This is a genomic window from Williamsia sp. R60, assembly GCF_054063855.1.
This window is the reverse complement of record NZ_JBSSGR010000002.1, coordinates 762,419-781,862: the sequence shown is the minus strand read 5'-3', so window position 1 is coordinate 781,862 and position 19,444 is coordinate 762,419. Positions and strand designations below refer to the sequence as shown.

Annotated in this window: 17 protein-coding genes; 10 read left to right on the top strand and 7 right to left on the bottom strand. The window is 65.3% G+C overall.

The annotated features are described in order from the left end of the window. Positions 1 to 7 precede the first annotated feature (7 nt). Positions 8 to 1,099, top strand: coding sequence for an NADH:flavin oxidoreductase/NADH oxidase (locus tag ACVWY6_RS10565; protein ID WP_457537860.1), 1,092 nt, complete (start codon positions 8 to 10; stop codon positions 1,097 to 1,099). Here the strand turns inward: ACVWY6_RS10565 and ACVWY6_RS10560 are convergent, their stop codons facing one another. From ACVWY6_RS10560 to ACVWY6_RS10545, 4 genes are all read right to left on the bottom strand, one after another. After that, entirely contained in the window at positions 1,100 to 1,480 is a 381-nt protein-coding gene (locus ACVWY6_RS10560; RefSeq protein WP_457537858.1) for a nuclear transport factor 2 family protein, read from the bottom strand. It lies immediately after the preceding gene. 106 nt (positions 1,481 to 1,586) lie between these two features. Beyond that, entirely contained in the window at positions 1,587 to 2,987 is a 1,401-nt protein-coding gene (locus tag ACVWY6_RS10555) for an acyl-CoA synthetase (RefSeq protein ID WP_457537856.1), read from the bottom strand. 39 nt (positions 2,988 to 3,026) lie between these two features. Then, complete coding sequence (locus ACVWY6_RS10550; RefSeq protein ID WP_457537854.1) at positions 3,027 to 4,124, bottom strand: NAD(P)/FAD-dependent oxidoreductase; 1,098 nt, start codon at positions 4,122 to 4,124, stop codon at positions 3,027 to 3,029. Positions 4,125 to 4,157: 33 nt separating this feature from the next. Next, positions 4,158 to 5,177 (bottom strand): ketopantoate reductase family protein, encoded by a 1,020-nt coding sequence (locus ACVWY6_RS10545; RefSeq protein WP_457537852.1) that lies wholly within the window; start codon positions 5,175 to 5,177, stop codon positions 4,158 to 4,160. A 140-nt stretch (positions 5,178 to 5,317) separates the two neighbouring features. Between ACVWY6_RS10545 and ACVWY6_RS10540 the strand changes: the two genes are divergently transcribed. Both ACVWY6_RS10540 and ACVWY6_RS10535 read left to right on the top strand, forming a co-directional pair. Next, positions 5,318 to 6,670 carry an FAD-binding oxidoreductase gene (locus ACVWY6_RS10540; protein WP_457537850.1) on the top strand — a complete coding sequence of 451 codons (1,353 nt, stop codon included), beginning with the start codon at positions 5,318 to 5,320 and terminating at the stop codon, positions 6,668 to 6,670. Positions 6,671 to 6,921: 251 nt separating this feature from the next. Next, positions 6,922 to 8,244: a DUF222 domain-containing protein gene (locus ACVWY6_RS10535; protein WP_457537849.1), complete on the top strand. Its 1,323-nt coding sequence runs from the start codon at positions 6,922 to 6,924 to the stop codon at positions 8,242 to 8,244. 83 nt (positions 8,245 to 8,327) lie between these two features. On the opposite strand, the gene ACVWY6_RS10530 is transcribed toward ACVWY6_RS10535, so the two are convergent. After that, positions 8,328 to 9,188: a sulfurtransferase gene (locus ACVWY6_RS10530; protein WP_457537847.1), complete on the bottom strand. Its 861-nt coding sequence runs from the start codon at positions 9,186 to 9,188 to the stop codon at positions 8,328 to 8,330. Continuing rightward, positions 9,188 to 10,084: a LysR family transcriptional regulator gene (locus tag ACVWY6_RS10525; RefSeq protein WP_457537845.1), complete on the bottom strand. Its 897-nt coding sequence runs from the start codon at positions 10,082 to 10,084 to the stop codon at positions 9,188 to 9,190. The genes ACVWY6_RS10530 and ACVWY6_RS10525 overlap by 1 nt, the downstream gene beginning before the upstream one ends. 332 nt (positions 10,085 to 10,416) lie before the next feature. On the opposite strand from ACVWY6_RS10525, the gene ACVWY6_RS10520 reads away from it, so the two are divergent. The 7 genes from ACVWY6_RS10520 (at position 10,417) to ACVWY6_RS10490 (ending at position 18,999) form a co-directional block, all read left to right on the top strand. Further along, entirely contained in the window at positions 10,417 to 11,613 is a 1,197-nt protein-coding gene (locus ACVWY6_RS10520) for an LLM class flavin-dependent oxidoreductase (RefSeq protein ID WP_116917402.1), read from the top strand. A 20-nt stretch (positions 11,614 to 11,633) separates the two neighbouring features. Further along, on the top strand, positions 11,634 to 12,782 hold the full coding sequence (locus ACVWY6_RS10515) for an acyl-CoA dehydrogenase family protein (RefSeq protein WP_457537843.1): 1,149 nt from the start codon (positions 11,634 to 11,636) through the stop codon (positions 12,780 to 12,782). Between the two features lie 47 nt (positions 12,783 to 12,829). Continuing rightward, positions 12,830 to 14,512, top strand: coding sequence for an ABC transporter substrate-binding protein (locus tag ACVWY6_RS10510; protein WP_457537841.1), 1,683 nt, complete (start codon positions 12,830 to 12,832; stop codon positions 14,510 to 14,512). Positions 14,513 to 14,595: 83 nt separating this feature from the next. Next, on the top strand, positions 14,596 to 15,564 hold the full coding sequence (locus ACVWY6_RS10505; RefSeq protein WP_457537839.1) for an ABC transporter permease: 969 nt from the start codon (positions 14,596 to 14,598) through the stop codon (positions 15,562 to 15,564). A 1-nt stretch (position 15,565) separates the two neighbouring features. Next, positions 15,566 to 16,531 carry an ABC transporter permease gene (locus tag ACVWY6_RS10500; RefSeq protein WP_457537838.1) on the top strand — a complete coding sequence of 322 codons (966 nt, stop codon included), beginning with the start codon at positions 15,566 to 15,568 and terminating at the stop codon, positions 16,529 to 16,531. Then, a complete protein-coding gene (locus ACVWY6_RS10495; protein ID WP_457537836.1) occupies positions 16,528 to 18,201 on the top strand; it encodes a dipeptide ABC transporter ATP-binding protein in 1,674 nt (557 codons plus the stop codon). Before ACVWY6_RS10500 ends, ACVWY6_RS10495 begins: the two co-directional genes overlap by 4 nt. Positions 18,202 to 18,252: 51 nt before the next feature. Beyond that, positions 18,253 to 18,999, top strand: coding sequence for a DUF1684 domain-containing protein (locus ACVWY6_RS10490; RefSeq protein ID WP_400725338.1), 747 nt, complete (start codon positions 18,253 to 18,255; stop codon positions 18,997 to 18,999). Positions 19,000 to 19,024: 25 nt separating this feature from the next. Here the strand turns inward: ACVWY6_RS10490 and ACVWY6_RS10485 are convergent, their stop codons facing one another. After that, positions 19,025 to 19,444 (bottom strand): nitroreductase family deazaflavin-dependent oxidoreductase, encoded by a 420-nt coding sequence (locus ACVWY6_RS10485; protein WP_400725336.1) that lies wholly within the window; start codon positions 19,442 to 19,444, stop codon positions 19,025 to 19,027.

Below are 19,444 nucleotides of genomic sequence, written 5' to 3'. Positions count from 1 at the left end.
CAAACCCATGAGCCATCTCTTCGAGCCCCTGACGCTCCGAGACGTCACCTTCGCCCATCGGGCGTGGATGTCGCCGATGATGCAGTTCGCGGCCGTACCCGACGGTCCCGGCACAGGCAGCGTCACCGACTGGCATCTGCAACACCTCGGGGCCCGCGCGGTCGGCGGGGCGGCTCTGGTGATGACCGAGGCCACCGCCATCACCCCCAACGGTCGCAGCAGCGACTACGACCTCGGATTGTGGAACGACCGTCAACGAGACGCGTTCCGTCGGCTCACCGGTTTCCTCGCGGCGCAGGGCACCGTGCCTGGCATCCAACTGGTGCACGCCGGCCGCAAAGGGTCCACCGGCCGTCCGTGGCCCGATCAGGAACGTGTCGAAAATCATTGGCCCACAGTCGGTGCCAGCGATGTGCCGTTCGGTCGCCTGCCGGCAGCCCGCGAATTGGGCGTGGACGAGATCAGTGGAATCATTGACGACTTCGCGGCGGCCGCGCGTCGGGCGGCAGACGCGGGATTCCGCGTGCTCGAGCTACACGGAGCCCACGGTTATCTGATCCATCAGTTCCTCTCACCGCACTCGAACACCCGTACCGATCACTACGGCGGATCATTCGACAACCGCATCCGCTTTGCGCTCGAGGTGGTGACCGCAGTCCGCGGACAGTGGCCGACCGAGTACCCGTTGTTCGTCCGCGTATCGGCCACCGACTGGCTCGCCGGGGACACCGCCGATCACCGGGAGGGGTGGACGGCCGACGAAACCGTCAAACTGGCCCTCGAGCTCAAGGAGCTCGGCGTCGATCTCATCGATGTGTCGACCGGCGGCACCGTTCCCGATGCCGCCATCCCGGTGGCCCCGGGATACCAGGTGCCGTTCGCATCCCGCGTCCGGAACGAGGCCGACGTGCCGACGGCGGCGGTCGGGATGATCACCGACGCCGAGCAGGCCGAAGGAATCATCGCCGACGGGCAGGCCGACGCCGTGTTCTTGGCCAGGGAGCTGCTCCGCAACCCGTCGTGGTTCCGGCAGGCCGCCGACCGGCTCGGCGCGCCGTTGGCCCACCCACCGCAGTACGCGCGGGCGTTTCGGCGCTGATCAGCTACCGAGTACCGCCTCGAGCTTCTCGCCCATAAGATCCGCGAACTTGTGTGTTGCCTTCATCGGACGCAACATCACCGTGAACTCGTCGATCTCGTGGTCGGGGTTCTCGTGGATGAAGTCGCACCCGTGGACGTCGAGGCCGTCGACCTTCGCCTTGAACACCAGGCCGGTGTATCCATCGAGCGGTGAGTCCAACTCGCGGACGTATTCGAAGTCCTCGAACGTCTCGAAAGCTGTTCGCAGAATGGCCGCCACCGTGTCGCGGCCTTCGTAGGGATGGAACGCCACCGGGCTGTGGAAGGTGACTGACTCTGCAAGTAATGACTCGATCTCGTCGATGTTGTTCGCCTCGACCGCAGCACGGAGTGCATGCATACCGGAACCTCCTCGTCGCCGTGCAACCACGCTAACGGCAGTGGCTTGCGGGCGCGGACGGTTTCGGCAAACGCCGAAGCGACGTCGTCGTGTCACCCTTGATCGTTCACAGCAGCAGTTTCTTTTGCACCTTGCCCATGGCGTTGCGGGGTAGTGATTCCAGAACCCGCACCTCGCGCGGGCGTTTGTGATTCGACAGTTCGGTGGCCACCAGATCGATCAGGTCTTGTTCCACGATGTCCTCCCCCACCACGCAGGCCACGATGCGCTGGCCCAGGTCGTCGTCGGGGACGCCGATGACGGCTGCCTCACGCACGGCGGGATGACCCAGCAGCACGGTCTCGATCTCCCCCGCGCCCACCCGGTAGCCGCCGGTCTTGATGAGGTCGGTGGATGATCGACCGACGATCCGGTGCATGCCGTCGCGGTCGATCACTGCGACGTCGCCGGTGGCGAACCAGCCGTCGTCGAGCCACGACTCAGCGGTCGCATCGGGCCGGTTGAGATAACCGGTTGCCACCATCGGTCCCCGGAGTTGCAGTGCGCCAATGCTTTCCCCGTCATGCGGGACGTCCGCGCCCTGATCGTCGCGCAGCCGCGTCTCGACGCCGGCCACCGGAGTGCCCACCCAGCCCGGTCGTCGCTCGCCGTCGGCACGAGTGCTCACGGTGATCAGTGTCTCGGTCATGCCGTAGCGCTCGACGATCTCGTGACCGGTGAGGTCCTTGATGGTGGTGAACACCGGAACGGGAAGCGGGGCACTCCCGGACACCAGGAGCCGGGCCGAGGCGAGCGCGCGAGCTGAGGTCTCATCGGCAGCTATCCGAGCCCACACCGTCGGGACCCCGAAATACATCGATCCGTGCGCCGACGCGTACGCCTCGGGCGTCGGCTTCACGGTGTGCACCACAGATCCCCCCACGCGAAGCGGACCGAGAACACCCAGCACCAGGCCGTGCACGTGAAAGAGCGGAAGACCATGGACCAGAACGTCATCGGCGGTCCAGGCCCAGGCGTCGGCAAGAGCGTCTAGACCGGCGGCGATGGCACGGCGGGTCACCGGCACACCTTTGGGCAGGCCGGTGGTGCCCGACGTGTAGATGATCAGCGCCGTGGAGTCCGGGTGTGGCTCCGGATGGCTGTGCCACGACCGCGCGTACATCCGCACCGGAAGGACCGGCAGCCCCGGTTCAGCGGGCGCGGCCCCCAGCCAGGCCTGCGCACCGGAGTCGGCGAGGATGTGCTCGCGTTCCGCTGTGCCGGAGTCGGGAGGCACCGGGACCACAGCGACACCCGCGATGAGGGCGCCGACGATGGCCACCACTGTCTGGGCGGTGGGTTCGGCGAGTACCGCGATGCGCCGGGCACCGCGGATCCGCTCGGCCACCGACGTGGCGGCGCCGACGAGATCGCTACGGGAGAGCACCACATCCCCCACGGTCACCACCGCAGGTTTGTCGGCGCCATTGGCGAGAGCGGACTGATTCAGCGTCGGGAAGAGAACCACGGGTTTCACCTTGTCACATCGCTGTGCCGGATCCAGTGGTCAGCCGCCGCCCAGCATCGACTCCGGACGGAACAACTCGGGCACCGATCCGGCCGTCACCGACTGCGCCAGGGTCGTACCCAACACGGGCGCGTGTTTGAAGAGATTGTGACCGGCCAGGACAAAGATGTGGTCGGCCTGCCAGATGGCAACGCCGTCATCACCCCAGGGCAAGGTGGTGATCCAGCAACTGATGGGCTGCAACGGCTTCGGATCGAGGCCCGGGAGCGCCCTCTCCACATAGACCGCGGCGCGGTCGATCAGCTCTGCCAAGGCATCCGGATCAGCCACACCACCGGGCTCGGTCGTTTCCACCTCACGGGCGATGCCCAATCCGAACGCCGACCGATCAGGGTGCGCCGCCCCGTAGATACCGGCCTCCTCGAACACACCACTGCCGTCTTGCAAATTCGGTAGCGCCCCAAGGGTGTCGTCACGCACCCGGAACGACGCCCGGGCGTGCGCCTTCACCGTCACCGGCAGCGACAGTCCGATGCCGGCTGCCAACGGAACCGTGCCGCGGCCCGCGCACACCACCACGTCATTGTGGACACTCGCGTTCGAGCCGGCCCGTACTTCGACACGTGCATCACCCAGCGGACGCAGCGCCACAACGTGGTCTGTGACGACCGGTGTGGCCAAGCTGTTCGCCAGTGCACCGATGGCGGCCTGGGTGCGGATCGCACCCGCACGTTCGTCGAACACGGCGGGGCCGTCATACGGCGCCAGAATTGGCATCAGCGAACGCAATTCGTCTCCGGACAGGTGCCGTACCGGGATGCCCGGACGTGACCGGAGCGTGTCGACCCGGCTGGCCGCGACCTCTCCGAGCGCGATCGACCCGTCCGCCGAGATGAGCTCGGTGCCGAGATCGACGGACCAGCGGTCCCAGAGCGTCCGCGCCTCGACCGCAAGACCCACCATGCGGGGATCGTCATGCGCGTGCCGGAAAAGTCGTGATGCGCCAACCGATTGGCCACCACCCGGCGGACCGCTGTCGTACACGGTGAGGGACAGACCGCTGCGCTGGAGTGCGTACGCGGTGGACAGGCCCACAATGCCCGCTCCGATGACAGCTACGTCTGAGGTCGAATGCACCTCGCCCACGATAGTGCCGAAGGTCCGGAGGAGTCAGCGTGCGGACGACGCCGCCGCGAGTTCGACCAGGGAGTCGAGACCCGCCAGATCTGTGCCACCGCCTCGCTCCGATGCCGTACCCAGCAGCGCCTGCAATCTGGTGTTCAGGGGAGCGTCCACGCCGTGCAATCGGGCCAGCAGTGCGATCTCGCCGTTGAGGTGGTCCCCTTCATGCGAACCTGCTCCCCGCGCAAAACTCTGCCAGGTGGACTGCTGTCCCGCGACCACGTCGATGTCGGGGTCGAAGCTGGTCTGCTCGGGGTTGATGACGAGTTCGCGAGTGGCTCCGTACTCGATTCCAGCCGCGGTGAGCACCCGTCGCGCCTCCGCTTCGAGCGCCGACCCGATCTGGACCCGATCGGACTGGTCACCGGCCAGCACTTCGAGGCCGTTCTTCACGCTGTGGAGGATCTTGGTTGCCTTGATCTTGGTGATGTCAGCGGTCTCCGAGACATCGATGTTCACCGCCCGCAGATCTGCGGCGAATTCGCGAACGGCGTCCGCACCGATGCCGGTGGAGCGATACGGCTGACCCAGATGCACGCCGCCCAGGCTGGGTTTGCCGCCCACTCTCACTTCGCCGACCTCGGTGTAGCGCGCGGCGATCAGGACCGTTGCACCGATGATGTGCGCAAACCATCGCGCGACGGCTCGCTCGGCGTCGAGGCCGTTCTGCAAGGTCACCACCGGCAGCGTCTCCGCAGCGGATCCGACCACCTCACCGGCCGGCGACTGAACGGGCTTCCACGCCAGGGTTTCCGCGACGTCGCCCACGTGCTGGGTCTTGACGGCGAGCACCAGCACATCACCGGCGCGCAACTGCAGTTCGTCGATCGCGACGGCGTCGAGTCGAACACTTCGGGTGCCCGCAGAGGTGCGGAAAGTCAGCGGTTTGTTGCGCAGATGGTCGAGGTTCGTGCCTCGGGCCACCACCACGACGTCGGTGCGGTCACTCAGGGCGGCAGCGAAGCTGGCTCCGACTGCCCCGGCTCCGACGATCACGTATCTCGACATGAGCTGAAGCTACCGCCGCCCCCGCACAACCGACAGGTGACAAGCGCTTTCGGATCAATCCGGTTCCATGTGGCCGACCGATCAGACATTGCGATCATCCGGAATTGGTGATCACACCGCTCGGGTGGACATGATGAAGCGTGACCTCCTTTGCCCTGTGGGAACAATCGCTCACCGGTACCGTCCGCACCGGCGTGCAGATCCCTGATGAGTACCGCATCGACCGTTCGGGATTCAACCCGGTCGGAGCACCAGAAGTACTGGTGCAGGCAAAGACCGTCGACGATGTTCAACACGCGGTGTCCTACGCGTCGGACACCGAATTGTCGGTGGTGATCCGGGGCGCCGGAACAGGTTTGGCCGGCGGCGCCAGTGCCGGGTCAGGCTCACTTGTCCTCGACGTCAGTGGCCTGAACCGCATCACCGACATCGCGCCCGCCGACGAACTCGCAGTGGTGGAACCGGGTGTCATCACGGCCGCGTTGGACGCCGAAGCGGGCCGGTACGGATTGCGTTACGCGCCCGACCCGGCCAGCGCCTCGATCTCCACCATCGGTGGCAACATCGCCACCAACGCAGGTGGTCTCCGATGCGTCAAATACGGCGTGACCGGCGATTCGGTCCTGGGTCTGAGCGTTGTGCTGGCCGATGGCCGGTTGATCCACACCGGCCGTCGCACTGCCAAAGGTGTTGCAGGCCTGAACCTCACCAGTTTGTTCACCGGCTCGGAAGGAACTCTCGGGGTGATCGTGTCGGCGACGGTCCGCCTGCAGCCCAAGCCCACCGACACGGTCACCATCGCTGCGTACTTCGACGATGTCGAGCAGGCGGCCGCGGCCACCACTGCAGTTCTGGCCGCGCGCGTTCGTCCCTCGATCATGGAAATGCTCGACGAGGCGTCGCTGCGGCAGAGCCGGGATCTTCTCGGTCTTCCCTCGGATGCCGCGGGTGCTTTTGTGGTCGCGCAGACCGACGGGTTCGGAGCTCACACCGAGGCGCGGATCGTGCAAGAAGTGTTCGGCCATTTCAGCTCTCGAGTCAGCGTAGGCGACGATCCGCAGGTCTCCGACGAGTTGCTGGCGATTCGCCGAGCAGCGTTACCTGCGCTGGAACGCCACGGCCGAGCGCTCATCGAAGACATCGCGGTACCCCGCACCCGCATTGCCGACGCGATTCGGGCGGTCGCCGAGATCGCCACCCGCCACCGCACCGCCATCTACACGTTCGGCCACGCCGGCGACGGTAACCTGCACCCCATCATCGTGGTGGACCGCGATCACCCGGATGCGTATAACCGTGCTGTTGCCGCCGCCGACGAGATTTTCGGCACCGCACTGGCTTTGGGCGGAACCATCACCGGCGAACACGGCGTCGGCGTACTCAAACAACGGTGGCTCGAACGGGAGCTGGGGCCTGACGGTGTCGAACTGCAACGCACCATCCGCAGGGCACTCGACCCGACGGGTCTGTTCAACCCGGGTAAGACCGTCTGATCCGGAGTCTATTCGCAGACCTCGAGTGGGCCGTAGGCCGCGTCGAGTGGGCCGTTGGCCGCGTCGAGTGGGCCGTTGGCCGCGTCGAGTGGGCCACCAGGTTCTGAGAACTTGACATTCTCCTGCGGTGTCAGACTGCAGCGGTAGGCTGAGGGGTTCCGATAGATCTATTCGTCGAATGTGATTGTCACGCAACATATTTCTTTGTTCGAACGGTTGTGCGAATAGACTTTCGGACCTATGCTCAAGTCATGGATATCGGGGGAATCCGCACAGCGTTGACTGTGCTTGCGCAGGGGTCGCCACCTGAGGCTGATGGGGAGTTGGCTGAGCAGGTGGTGGCATTGATTGGGGTGCGTCATCTGGTCGATCATGTGTTGTCGGTGTGGGCGGGGGCTTTGGATTGTCGGGGTGTTGCCAAGAGGTTGGGCGAGTCGTCTACTGCAGCATTGTTGATGACAGGTGGTCTGGCGCCGGGATGTTCACACCGGATGGTGCGGATCGGGCGCGGGTTGACGGCATTGCCGCGGGTAGCTGCTCATGCCGGCGACGGTGACTTTTCCGGGGAGCAAGTCGATGCAATCGTGCGGGGTGTCGCCCATGTTGAACGGGCGGTTCCGGGTTTACCGGGCGCGGCGCGGGAGGCGTGTATCAACGGGCTGCTGGGGCAGGCGTGGTCGGGGGCGACACCATCGCAGATCTCCGAACGCGCTCGTGGCGATGCGTTCGCGCTCGCGTGCGAAGCCGGGGTGGTGCCGGTAGCGGAAAACGCTGCACTGAACCAGGTGTCGATCGGCAAGGAATCAGATGGTCGGGTGCGTGGCCGGTTCGATGTTGATGCGGTGTTCGGGGAGAAACTGTTGACCGGGTTGGATCCGTTGACCCGGCCGGTACCAGCCGAGGATGGGACGCCGGATCCGCGGTCGGCAGAGCAGAGGATGGCCGAGGGTTTGGAGCGGTTGATCGATGCGTATCTGCAGGGCGAAGATCGCCCGACGGTGGGTGGGGTGCGTCCGCATGTGACGATGACTGTCGATGCGCGCGAGTTGGCCGGTGAAGGCCCGCATCCGCCGGGCCTTCATGGGTCGGTGGATGAGTACACCGCGTTTCTGAACGAGAAGGGTTATTCGAGTCCGTTCCGGTTGCAGTGGATGGGACGGATCAGTGGTGAATCTGCCCGCATGCTGGCCTGTGATGCCACGTTGACGTCGATGATTCTCAACGGCGAACGCGTACCGCTTGATGTCGGGCGTGAGCACCGCACTGTAACGCCGGCGATTCGTAAAGCGTTGTTGGCCCGGGACTGTGGCTGCGCTTTCCCAGGATGCGGGCGCCCAGCGGGATGGACAGACGCTCATCACATCGAACACTGGTCCAAGGGCGGCAAGACCAGCCTGGACAATACCGTCCTGTTGTGTCGCCATCACCACCGAATGGTCCACCACCAGGGATGGGACGTGAACATGGGTGACGACGGCCATCCGTGGTTCACACCGCCTGAACACATTGACCGACAACGGCTACCGCGACCCTCGCACCGACAAACGGCGGGAGGTCTTTCGACCGCAGCCTAGAACACAATCTCGGCTATAGACCGCAGGACACTCGACCGTCAGACCAGCACCTTGACAACTTCACAGTGTGAAACGCCTTCAGGTCAGGCCGGACCGGTTGCCACCGGGTTGGCGGCGTCAGAACTCCACTGCGACCACGAGCCGGGGAACAGTGCAGCGTCGACGCCGGTGATTTTCAGCGCGACCAGGTCGACGGCCGCTGTGACTCCTGAGCCGCAGTAGACACCGACCGGCGCGGAACCGTCGGCACCGGCGGAGGCGAACAGCTCACGCAATTGGTCTGCATCACGGAAGGTTCCGTCTTCACCGAGGGTCGCGGTACTCGGCGCGTTCCCGGCGCCGGGGATGTGTCCGGCGACCGGATCGACGGGCTCGACCTCTCCGCGGAAACGTTCGGGTGCGCGGGCATCAACCAGAACACCCGAATCGCTGAACGTGGCGACTTCCTCGGCGGTCAGGGTGGCGAGGGCCCCTTTGTAGAGATCGGTGTGCGCCAGCGTGACGTCGCCGTCGGCCGGCGACTCAGCACCCTTCGCCAGCTCCTCACCGGCAGCCACCCACGCACTCAGGCCGCCGTCGAGGATGCGAGCGCCGGTGACGCCGGCGGCAGTGAGAACCCACCAGGCGCGGGCAGACCCGGCACGGTTCCAATCGTCGTAGATCACCACGGGCACACCGTCGTTCAGGCCCCACCGGCGAGCCGCCGCCTGCAGAGAGTCACCACTGGGCAGGGGATGGCGGCCACGGCCGGTGACCGAATGGTCGGACAGTTCCGTCTCGAGGTCCACGTACACCGCGCCGGGGATGTGCCCGGCCTGGTAGTCGTCGCGGCCGTCCGGACGGTCGAGCCGCCAACGCACGTCGAGCACGGTCACCGGAGCGTCACCGGCAATCAGCGACGCCAATTCGGTTGTGGTGATCAGGACTTCGTCGCGCGAGGTCATCAGGCAACTCCTTGTAGGTGTGTTCCGGCGTCGCCGGCCTTGTCGGCAACCGTCCGGTAGTGCGCAGTGACCGCTTCGACGGCAGCCTGCTCGACATCGGGGTCGATGCCGCGCCGGGCGACGAGCCGGACGTCGATGTCGCCCATATCCGGCAACTCCTGGACCTCCACGAGGCCGTCGGGAACCGCGCCCGAAAACGGTAGCAGGGCGATTCCGAGACCGGCACGCGCAGCAGCGAGAACCCCGTCGAGATTCCCGGACTCGGCACTGACCGTGACCGCGTAACCGAGGTCGTCTAGCTGAGCGAGCGCGCGGCGCCGCAGTCCGCACGGTTCCTCGAAGGCCACCAACGGAATCGAGCCGTCGACCTCGGTGATGTCCCATCCTGTCGCCGCCACCCACCGGAGCGCGAGCGCTCCGACTTCTGTGCCGATCGGCTCGGCGTTGCCGCCCAGCACCACGGCGAGATCGATCGCGCCCTTGGTAACCGATTCGGCCAGCGAGGTGGACCGCTCGATGCGGAACTGCAACCAGACGTCCGGGTACGCGCCACGTAGCGCAGTCAGCAGTTCAGGCAGCAGACCATCCGCAGCGTGTTCGGTGGAACCGATGGTGAGCTTGTCGGGCACCGCCATCGAGAATCGTTGCAGCACCTCGTCTTGCGCCGCAAGCAACTTTCGGGCCTCCAGGACCAGGCGCTCCCCGGCTGCGGTGAACCGGGACCCGCGGCCGTCCTTGACCACCAGGGACTGCTTCAGTCGCTTCTCGAGCAGGCGGACGTGCTGGCTCACCGTCGGCTGACTCAGATGGAGAGAATCTGCCGCGCGTCGAAAGCCCCCTGTTTCGGCTATCGCGACAAGGGTGCGCAAATGCACCAAGTCCAACGGATCCGCCATCACACACTCACCTGTTCCCGCAAAGTCCTGGCCTGAGATATCTGGGTATGGACTACAGAATCCTCTATCGGCGCCGACGATGCACAGTTTGATTCGCAGAGCGTAAAACCCTGGCGCAACGGCCGGACTTAGGGCTATCTGATGGCATCGGCGAATGCTCTGACCTGCACCGATGAGATCAGTACAACCAATTGATTCCGATCGGCAATACGAATCGGAATTGGTGATCTCAACCCTGGTTCAGACGCCTGAACGCCCCTAGCATCCATTTCCGAACCAGGCCCGGTCTTTCGGTCCTGCTCGCCACAGACACGTCAGGAAGGACCCCCCACATGACCGCCGATCCGTCCCAGGAGTCGTTGCCGGTGCCGGCCAGTGCCGCATCGAAGGTCGAGTTCATCAGCCTCACGCACCTGAACCCGTCCACCGAGCTCAACCCGATCCCGTCTCGTGGCATCGACCTTCCGTTCTTCCGTCGCTACGTCCGGTCCCTCGAGGACGGTGGCTTCGACATGACGCTGCTGCCGTACGGGTCCAACACCGCCGACTCGTTCGTGATGGCGTCGGCCGTAGGCCAGCTCAGCGACACGATCAAACCGATCGTCGCTCTGCGTCCCAACACGGTGTTCCCGACGGTGGCTGCGCAGCAGCTGGCTACCCTCGACCAGCTGACCGAGGGTCGCGCGCTGGTCCACCTGATCTCTGGTGGCAACGACGCCGAGCAGGCCCGCCAGGGTGATTACCTCACCAAGGAGCAGCGCTACACCCGCACCGACGAGTTCGTCGACATCCTGCGGGATTCGTGGACCAAGACAGAACCGTTCTCCCACAGTGGAACCCACTACAAGTTCGACAACTTCGGTCCCGGCTTCGCGCCGTACGGCGCGCAGGTCCCGATTTCGATCGGCGGACAGTCCGACGCCGCCTTCGAGATCGGCGGACGCAAGGCCGACATCTTCAGCTTCTGGGGAGAACCGTTGGCGGACATCAAGAGCCAGATCGAGCGCGTACACCGCATCGCCGCTGAGTCCGGCCGCACAGACCGGCCGCGCATCTGGGTCACGTTCCGTCCCATCATCGACCGCACCGACGATCTTGCCTGGGCCAAGGCTCACGACTACGTCGACCGTATCGAGGCCAACTTCTCGAAGAACCCTGTGTACAAGGCCATCGCAGGCAACACCCCGCAGAACGTGGGATCTCAACGTGCACTGGACTTCGCGAACCGTAAAGACATCTACGACCGGGCGCTGTGGACCCGGACCGCGGCAGCCGTGAACGGTGCAGGCGCGTCCACGGCTCTGGTCGGCAGCGCCGAGACAGTCGCCGCGGCGATCCTCGACTACATCGACCTGGGCGCCGACCTGGTGTCGATCCGCGGCTACGACACCCTCAATGACGCCATCGACTACGGCCGTTACGTGGTGCCGCTGGTTCGTCAAGAACTCGCCCACCGCGAGGCCACCGGCAAGCGCGGCACCCTGCAGGCCGATCACCTCGGCGCCTTCGCGACGGCCGGCCAGGCATGACCGTCACCTCGGTGCGGGGCATGACGCTCCCAACGCCCGACCTCTCGCCGTCGGGTCTCAAGGCGCTGACCGCCGAAGTCGCCTCCACCGCTGAGCAATACGACCGAAGTGGAGATATCCCGGTGGCCGGCCTGGCTGCCGCCCACCGCGGTGGGTACCTCACGGCAACCGTGGCAGCACGGTTCGGTGGTCCCGAGGCCGGACCGTTCGAGGTTGTGCAGATCCTCTCCGCGCTCGGCGAAGGCGACCCGTCTGTGGCACTCATCGCCGCCAACAATCTGGCAATCCACCAGATGCAGGCGGCCACGGACTCGTGGCCCGCCGACCTCTACGACGACCTGCTCCGGCAGTCGGTGCAGGGACCGGCCCCGGTCAACGTGATCCGCGCCGAACCGGAACTGGGTGCACCGGCCCGCGGCGGTCTGCCCAAGACCATCGCGCGGCGGACCGCAAACGGTTGGACCCTCGACGGCCGCAAGACCTTTGCCACCGGTGGGACGGCACTGGCGTACCACCTGGTCTGGGCGATCACCGATGAAGAGGAGCCGAGGGTCGGGCACGTGATCGTTCCCGCCCACTCCGCCGGGATCACTTGGCACCAGACCTGGGATCACCTGGGACTGCGCGCCTCCAACACCCACGACGTCAGCTACGCGGGTGTCGAGGTCGGCGAGGAGAACTTCCTCGAGATCCCGAAGACCGATGGCGTCTACCGCGATCCCGCAGTGGCCACCGGCCCAACGGGTTTCGGCCATCCCGCGCTGTACGTCGGAGTTGCGCGGGCGGCCCGTACGGCATTCGTGACATACGCCCGTGAACGCGTACCGACCGCGTTGGGCCGTCCCATTGCCGAGACCGAACGCATCCAGGCCATCGCCGGTGAGATCGAAGCCCAGATAGTGCAGGCCGAAACCCTGCTCTACGGAACACTTCTGCGCGTCGCCGCCGACGATCCCGCCGTATCGGCAGGCCTGTCACTGGTCAAGGTCCAGATCGCCCGGTCGGTGATCGCCGCGGTCCAGACCGCGGTCGCCGCACTCGGCAACGCCGCACTGACCCGGCACAATCCGCTCGAACGACACCTGCGCGATGTGCTCTGTGTTCGCGTGCATCCGCCCCAGGAAGACACCGCTCTGCTGGCCGCCGGTCGCGCACTCCTGCGCGGCTGATCCCGCTCGACCGCTTCATCAACTCACCCGAAAGAAGAACCACGACAATGCGTCAACACACCCGCACGAGATCCGGCCGCTGGAAGGTCGCAGGCGCGCTCGCCCTGATGTCGACCCTGGTCGCGACCGCGTGCAGCTCCGGCGGAAACGCCGAATCCGGCCCCAGCGGCGACGCCGCCAATCCCGTGCGCGGCGGCACCCTCGACATCGCCTACTTCCCGGACAACCCCACCTTCACCTGTGTTGACCCGTTTCAGACCTACTGGATCGAGCATCGGGGCGTCATCCGCAACATCGCCGACTCCCTGACCGACCAGAACCCCGACACCGGCGAGATCGTGCCGTGGTTGGCCACCAAGTGGGAGATCAGCCCCGACGGCCTCGATTACACCTTCACCCTGCGTGACGGCGTGACCTTCTCCGATGGAGCACCGCTGAACGCCGAGGCCGTCAAGGCCAACTTCGACGCCTTTGTTGCATTGGCAAAGTCGAGCGGCGGCACCGCCTTCGGCGCCAGCTACATCCTGGGCCTCGAGTCCACCGCTGTGGTCGACCCCTCGACCGTGAAGTTCCACTTCACCCAGCCGAACTCGTCCTTCCTGCAAGCGACGTCCACCACAAACCTCGCCCTCATCTCGCCGGCGTCATTCCAGAAGACCCCGGAAGAGCGGTGCCTCGGCCAGTTCAGCGGTTCCGGACTGTTCAAGCTCGACAACTACACCCCCGGCCAGGGCATCTCGCTCAGCAGGCGGGCCGGATACACCTGGGGATCGAGCCTCAACAAGAACACCGGCGAGGCGTACCTCGATTCGGTCAAGTACAGCTACGTCGCCGAAGACAGCGTCCGCACCGGCAACCTGGTCAGCGGCGCCGTCGACATCACCTGGCCTCGTAACCCGCTCACCGTCGAAGATCAGGAACTGATCAAGAACTCCGGTGGCTACATCGAATCCCGGTCGCTGCCGGGTGTCTCGAACACATTGTTCCCCAACGTCAGTGCCGGCAAGCCCCTGTCCGATCCGCAGGTCCGTCAGGCGCTGTACAAGGCGACCGACCTCAAGACCAACGCGGCCACGGTCTACGGCCCCGACTACCCCGTCGTCGAAGGTGCATTCGACCTCACCACGCCGTTCTTCCAGTCGCAGGCAAGCAAGCTGGGCTTCGATCCCGAAGGTGCCGGCAAGCTGCTCGACGCCGCCGGCTGGACCAAGCCCGCCGGCAGTGAGTACCGGTCCAAGAACGGTCAGCAGCTGACCCTCACCCTGCCCGTCGTCGGACAGTTCGCCGCCGGTAACGAGCTCCTGCAGGATCAGTGGCGCCAGGTCGGTATCGACCTGCAGCTGAAGGTGGTTACTCAGGCCGAGTCGATCGGTCTTCTCAAGAGTGGTGGCTACGATCTGATCGGAACCTACTTCACCCGCGCCGATCCCGGTGCGCTGCAGTTCATCCTGGTCGAAGCGCTCGCCAACCAGAAGGCAATTGCCAAGAATGCGGCCACCCCCGAGGTGGCGGCGCAGATCCAGCAGTTGTTCACGAAGGCCGTGCAGACCACCGATGAGGCCCAGACCAAACAGGCCTATGACGATCTGCAGAACCTGCTGATCGATCAGGGTGTCAGCTTCCCGCTGTTCGAACGCCAGCAGTTGGCCGGCGTCAGCAACAAGGTCAACGGCTTCCGATTCACGTCCGAGAGCTTCCTGGCTCTCAATGACACGTTCCTGCAGCCGTAATCGACCACGCATCAACCGAGCTCGACCGGTTGGCCCCGGGTGACGACCACCGGGGCCAACCGCCACAGGAAGGAACCGCAGCCATGCGCAGGTACATAGCAGGCCGAATCGCCCAGGCGGTTGTGGTGTTGTGGGCCGCATTCACGTTGACGTTCGTGATCCTCTATCTCTTGCCGAGCGATGCCGTCGGCATCCAACTGGGCGCGGCCGGACTCGATCCGGACACCATGTCGCCTGAAGAGTTGCTGGCGGTCAAGTCCAAGTACGGACTCGACAAGTCCATGATCGATCAATACTTCTCACTGCTGAGCGGCGCCGTCCGCGGAGAATGGGGGCTGTCGATCTCCAAGCAGGCACCGGTATCCGACCTGATCGCCGAACGCCTCGGCGGCACACTGACCCTCAGTGTGGTGGCCGGGCTACTCGCGGTCATCGCCGGGACCGTCCTCGCGTACCTCGCCGCGTTCGTCCAGTTCAAGCCCGTCCGGATTTTGCTGGACCGCTTGCCCGCGTTCGGCGTTGCGGTTCCGTCCTTCCTGATCGCCCTGATCCTCATCCAGGTCTTCGCATTCAACCTCGGCTGGTTGCCCTCGCAGGGATCGGGTGGTGCCGAGTACCTCATCTTGCCGGTGATCACGATGGCCATCCCCACCACGGCGGCGTTGGCGCAGGTGCTGACCCGGAGTTTCAACGAAACGCTGAGCGAGCAGTACATCGCGACGGCCCGGGCCAAGGGCCTGTCCCGCGGTGCCGTCCAGCGCAGGCATGCGTTCCGCAACGCCGCCCTACCGGCGCTGACCATCTTCGGCCTGCTCGTCGGAGTGACGGTGACGAGCGCCATCGTGACCGAGACCGTGTTCAACCGCAACGGGATCGGCAAGCTGGCGCAGGAAGCGGTTCTCGCCCAGGACATCCCGGTGGTACTCGCCATTGTGACGTTAGCCGCCGCCGCGTTTGTCCTGGTCAACCTGATCGTCGATCTCCTCTATCCGCTGCTCGATCCTCGCATCGCCCACACGACGAAAGTCCGCACGAAGACAAAGGTGAGCTGACATGACCGAGACGCTGAAAGACCGCATCGACACATCCAGCTCGAGTGCCAGTGCACTGGGGATCGATCTGCCGGTGGAGCGGCCTGTCGCGAAACCCGACCATTCGCTGACTCCGCCGGGCGCAACCGAACCCGGAGGACGCTGGGGTCCGTTGCGGGAAACCACGGCTAAAGCTGTTCGGCGGCCTCTGTTCGTTTTGACCGTGCTGTTCATCGCGTTTGTCGGGGTGTCGGCGTTCTTCCCTTCCTGGTTCACTTCCTACGACCCCTACCGCACCGCCCCGGCCGACCGACTGTTGGCGCCGAGCACAACTCACCTGTTCGGTACCGACGAAATGGGCCGCGACCTGTGGACGCGGACACTGTACGGATCAACCCTGACGATCGAGGCGGCTCTGATCGCCCTGGCCATCGCAGTCGTGGCCGGACTCACGCTCGGCGTGATCTCGGGATTCTTCAGCGGCGTCACGGATTCGGTGATCATGCGCTTCGTCGATGTGCTGCTGGCCATTCCCGGTCTGCTGCTGGCCTTGGCGATCGTCACCGCGCTCGGCTTCGGGACCGTCCCCGTCGCCATCGCCGTGGGCATCGGCATCGTCCCCGGTTTCGCCCGGACGACCCGCGCCGAGGTGCTGAGGGTCAAGACCCTCCCCTACGTGGAGGCGGCCCGTGCGGGTGGCGCCTCGTGGACGCGGGTCCTGTTGCGGCACATCTTGCCCAACTCGTGGGGCCCGGTCGCCGTCCTCGCAGTCCTGGACTTCGGTGTCGCGATCATCGCGATCGCTGCACTGAGCTTCCTCGGCTTCGGTGCCGCACCACCGCAGGCCGAGTGGGGCACCCTCGTCTCCACCGGACGCAACTTCCTTGTCACCGCCCCGTGGGTCTCGCTGATGCCTGGTCTGTTCATCGCGATCACAGTGCTTTCGCTCAACCACATCTCCAAGACCCTTCAGGAACTCGAACGATGACCACCAACCTCAGCAAGTCGACATCTGGTGCTCGCGTCCCGATCGTCGACATCCGTGGCCTGAACATCGGGTACCGACGGAACCGGCAGGTGACGCCCGCCGTCCACAACTTGGATCTGCAGGTGAATCCCGGAGAGGTGGTTGCGGTCGTCGGCGAGTCGGGTTCCGGCAAGACCACCACCGCGAACGCGATCATCGGGTTGTTGCCCGCCAACGGGCGAGTGACGTCTGGATCGATCAAGGTCGGCGGCGTGGAGATCGCCGGCGCCAAGGAGAAAGTGGTTCGACGACTGCGTGGTTCGGTGGTCGGACTCATCCCGCAGGACCCGATGGTGGGGCTGAACCCCACTCAGCGCATCGGCGTGCAGGTCGCTGAAGCCGTGAAACTGCGTGGTGTCCGAGGGGCCGAGATCGGTGACGCGGTTGTCGACGCGCTCACCAAAGCGGGCCTCGACGACCCCGCCGAACGGATCCGCCGCTACCCTCACGAACTCTCCGGAGGTCAACGTCAGCGCGTTCTGATAGCGATCGCCCTCGCCGGCAAACCCGATCTGATCATCGCCGACGAACCGACCAGCGCGCTCGACGTCACGGTGCAGGCCCGCATCCTCGACCACCTCGAGTCACTCGTGCGCGACACCGGCACCGCCCTGTTGATCATCACGCACGATCTGGCTGTTGCCGCGGACCGTGCCGACCGGGTGATCGTCATGCAGCACGGGCACATCGTCGAAGAGGGTTCGCCGGCAAGCATTCTCGTCGAGCCCGACAACTCGTACACCCGCCGGCTGATAGCCGCGGCACCCGCGCTCGCCCAGGGCGGCGTCATCACACCCCGTTTTGTGGTCGCCCCCGACCAGGTCGAGGTCGACAATCCCATCATCGAACTCGACTCGGTGACAAAGCGATTCGACGTCAGCGGGGGCGAGCCGTTCACTGCCCTCGACGGCATCTCCGTTCGCGTCGCCGCCGGACGGACCCACGCCCTCGTCGGAGAGTCCGGATCGGGCAAAACCACCACTCTGCGCGTCGCCATGGGCTTGGAGAAGCCGACGTCAGGCCGGGTTCGCTTCGACGGCACCGACATCACCGATCTTTCCTGGCGTGAACTCCGACCGCTGCGCCGCAGATTCCAGCTGGTTCATCAGGATCCGTTCGCCTCACTGGATCCACGTTTCACCGTGCGCGACAGCATCATCGAGCCGCTGGTGTCGTTCCGGATCGGTGATCGCCGCTCCCGCCATCACAGGGCCGCGGAACTGCTCGACCAGGTGGGACTCCCCCGCGACCACCTCGATCGGTTGCCGGTCGAGTTGTCGGGTGGGCAACGCCAACGGGTGGCCATTGCCCGTTCCCTGGTGCTCGAACCCGAAGTGGTGCTCCTCGACGAACCGGTGTCGGCGCTCGACGTCTCGGTGCAGGAACAGATTCTCGAACTGCTCGCCGAACTGCAGGAGCGTCTCGGCCTGACCTATCTGTTCATCTCCCACGACCTCGCCGTGGTCGCTCAGGTGGCGCATACAGTGTCCGTGTTCGAGAAGGGCAAGATCGTCGAATCCGGTTCCGTTGCAGACGTATTCCAGCACCCGGCGAACCCGTATACCCAGCGTCTGCTCGACGCCATTCCAGGCAAACGCGCAGCCGCGCGCACCGCTTCGCTGACCCACTGATCAACCGAACTTCCACTCTCGCTGTACCGACCCGAACCGAAAGGCATCACGGTGACCACTTCCGCCACCACAACAGACCACTGGCTCGGTCAGTGGCATCTCTGGCGCGCCGACCGCGACGTCGCCGCAACCGCACCCCACGGTCTGGCTTCGGTCACCGGCACGTACTGGCTCGATGATCAACCGCAGACCATCAATCCGCTTACCGGCTCGTGGACCGCCGTCGACGGCACGGCCGTTGTCAGCCGTCCCGGCGAGGCCGATGCCTCCCTCGAGCCCGGAGCGAAGCAGGATTTTGATGACGTGACGGTGGCTGTGCTCGCCCGGGCAGGACGCGTGGCGGTCCGGGTCTTCGACCCGCAGGCACCCACCCGCCTGGCACTGTCAGGCATCAAAGCTTTTGACCCGGATCCGTCCTGGGTTCTGGAGGGGACCATCGAACTCGACGATGACGAATTGCCGTTCGATCACGTCGACGGGTTCGTCGGGTCCAAGGCCACCGCGACCATACGGGTGACGGTGGATGGGGCGGCGCTTACGTTGTCGGGCATTGCGAGGCCGGACGGGGGCGCTCAACTCGTGTTCGCCGACTCGACAAACGGCAGCGAAACACAGCGGTTCCGATTTCTTGACGTCGAACCGGCGGATGCGGACGGCCGCGTGGTGGTGGACTTCAACCGGGCTTACCTGCCACCCTGCACGTTCACCGATCACTATCTGTGTCCGCTGCCGCCGCAGAACAATCGGTTCGAGTTCCCGGTACGGGCCGGCGAACGCCGCCTGATCACCAAGGGCTGACCAGGCGGCGGCCGGTTCTTTCGGGTCAGACGCGCTCGAGAACCACCACGGGGATGGGACGCGACGTCTTGGTCTGGTACTCGTCGTAGTCCGGCCACACCTCGACCATGCGGGACCACATCGCCGGTTTCTCCTCGTCGTTGGCCACTCGCGCTCGAACGGCAATCCGCTCGTCTTTGACCTGGATCTCCGCTTCGGGGTTGTCCTGCAGATTGAGGAACCAGGCAGGCGGCGCGTCTGCCCCACCCTTCGATGCCACCACCAGATAGGCATTGTCTTCCCAGGTGCGGAAGATCAAGGCATGTCGTCGCTCGTCGCCGGACTTTCGCCCCTTGGTGAACAGGATGAGGATCTCGGTCCCCTTCCAGTGGAAGCCTTCTTCCCCGTTCGTCTCGAGATAACGCTGGACGTGCGCTTCGCCGTGTAGTTCATCAACATTTGCCAT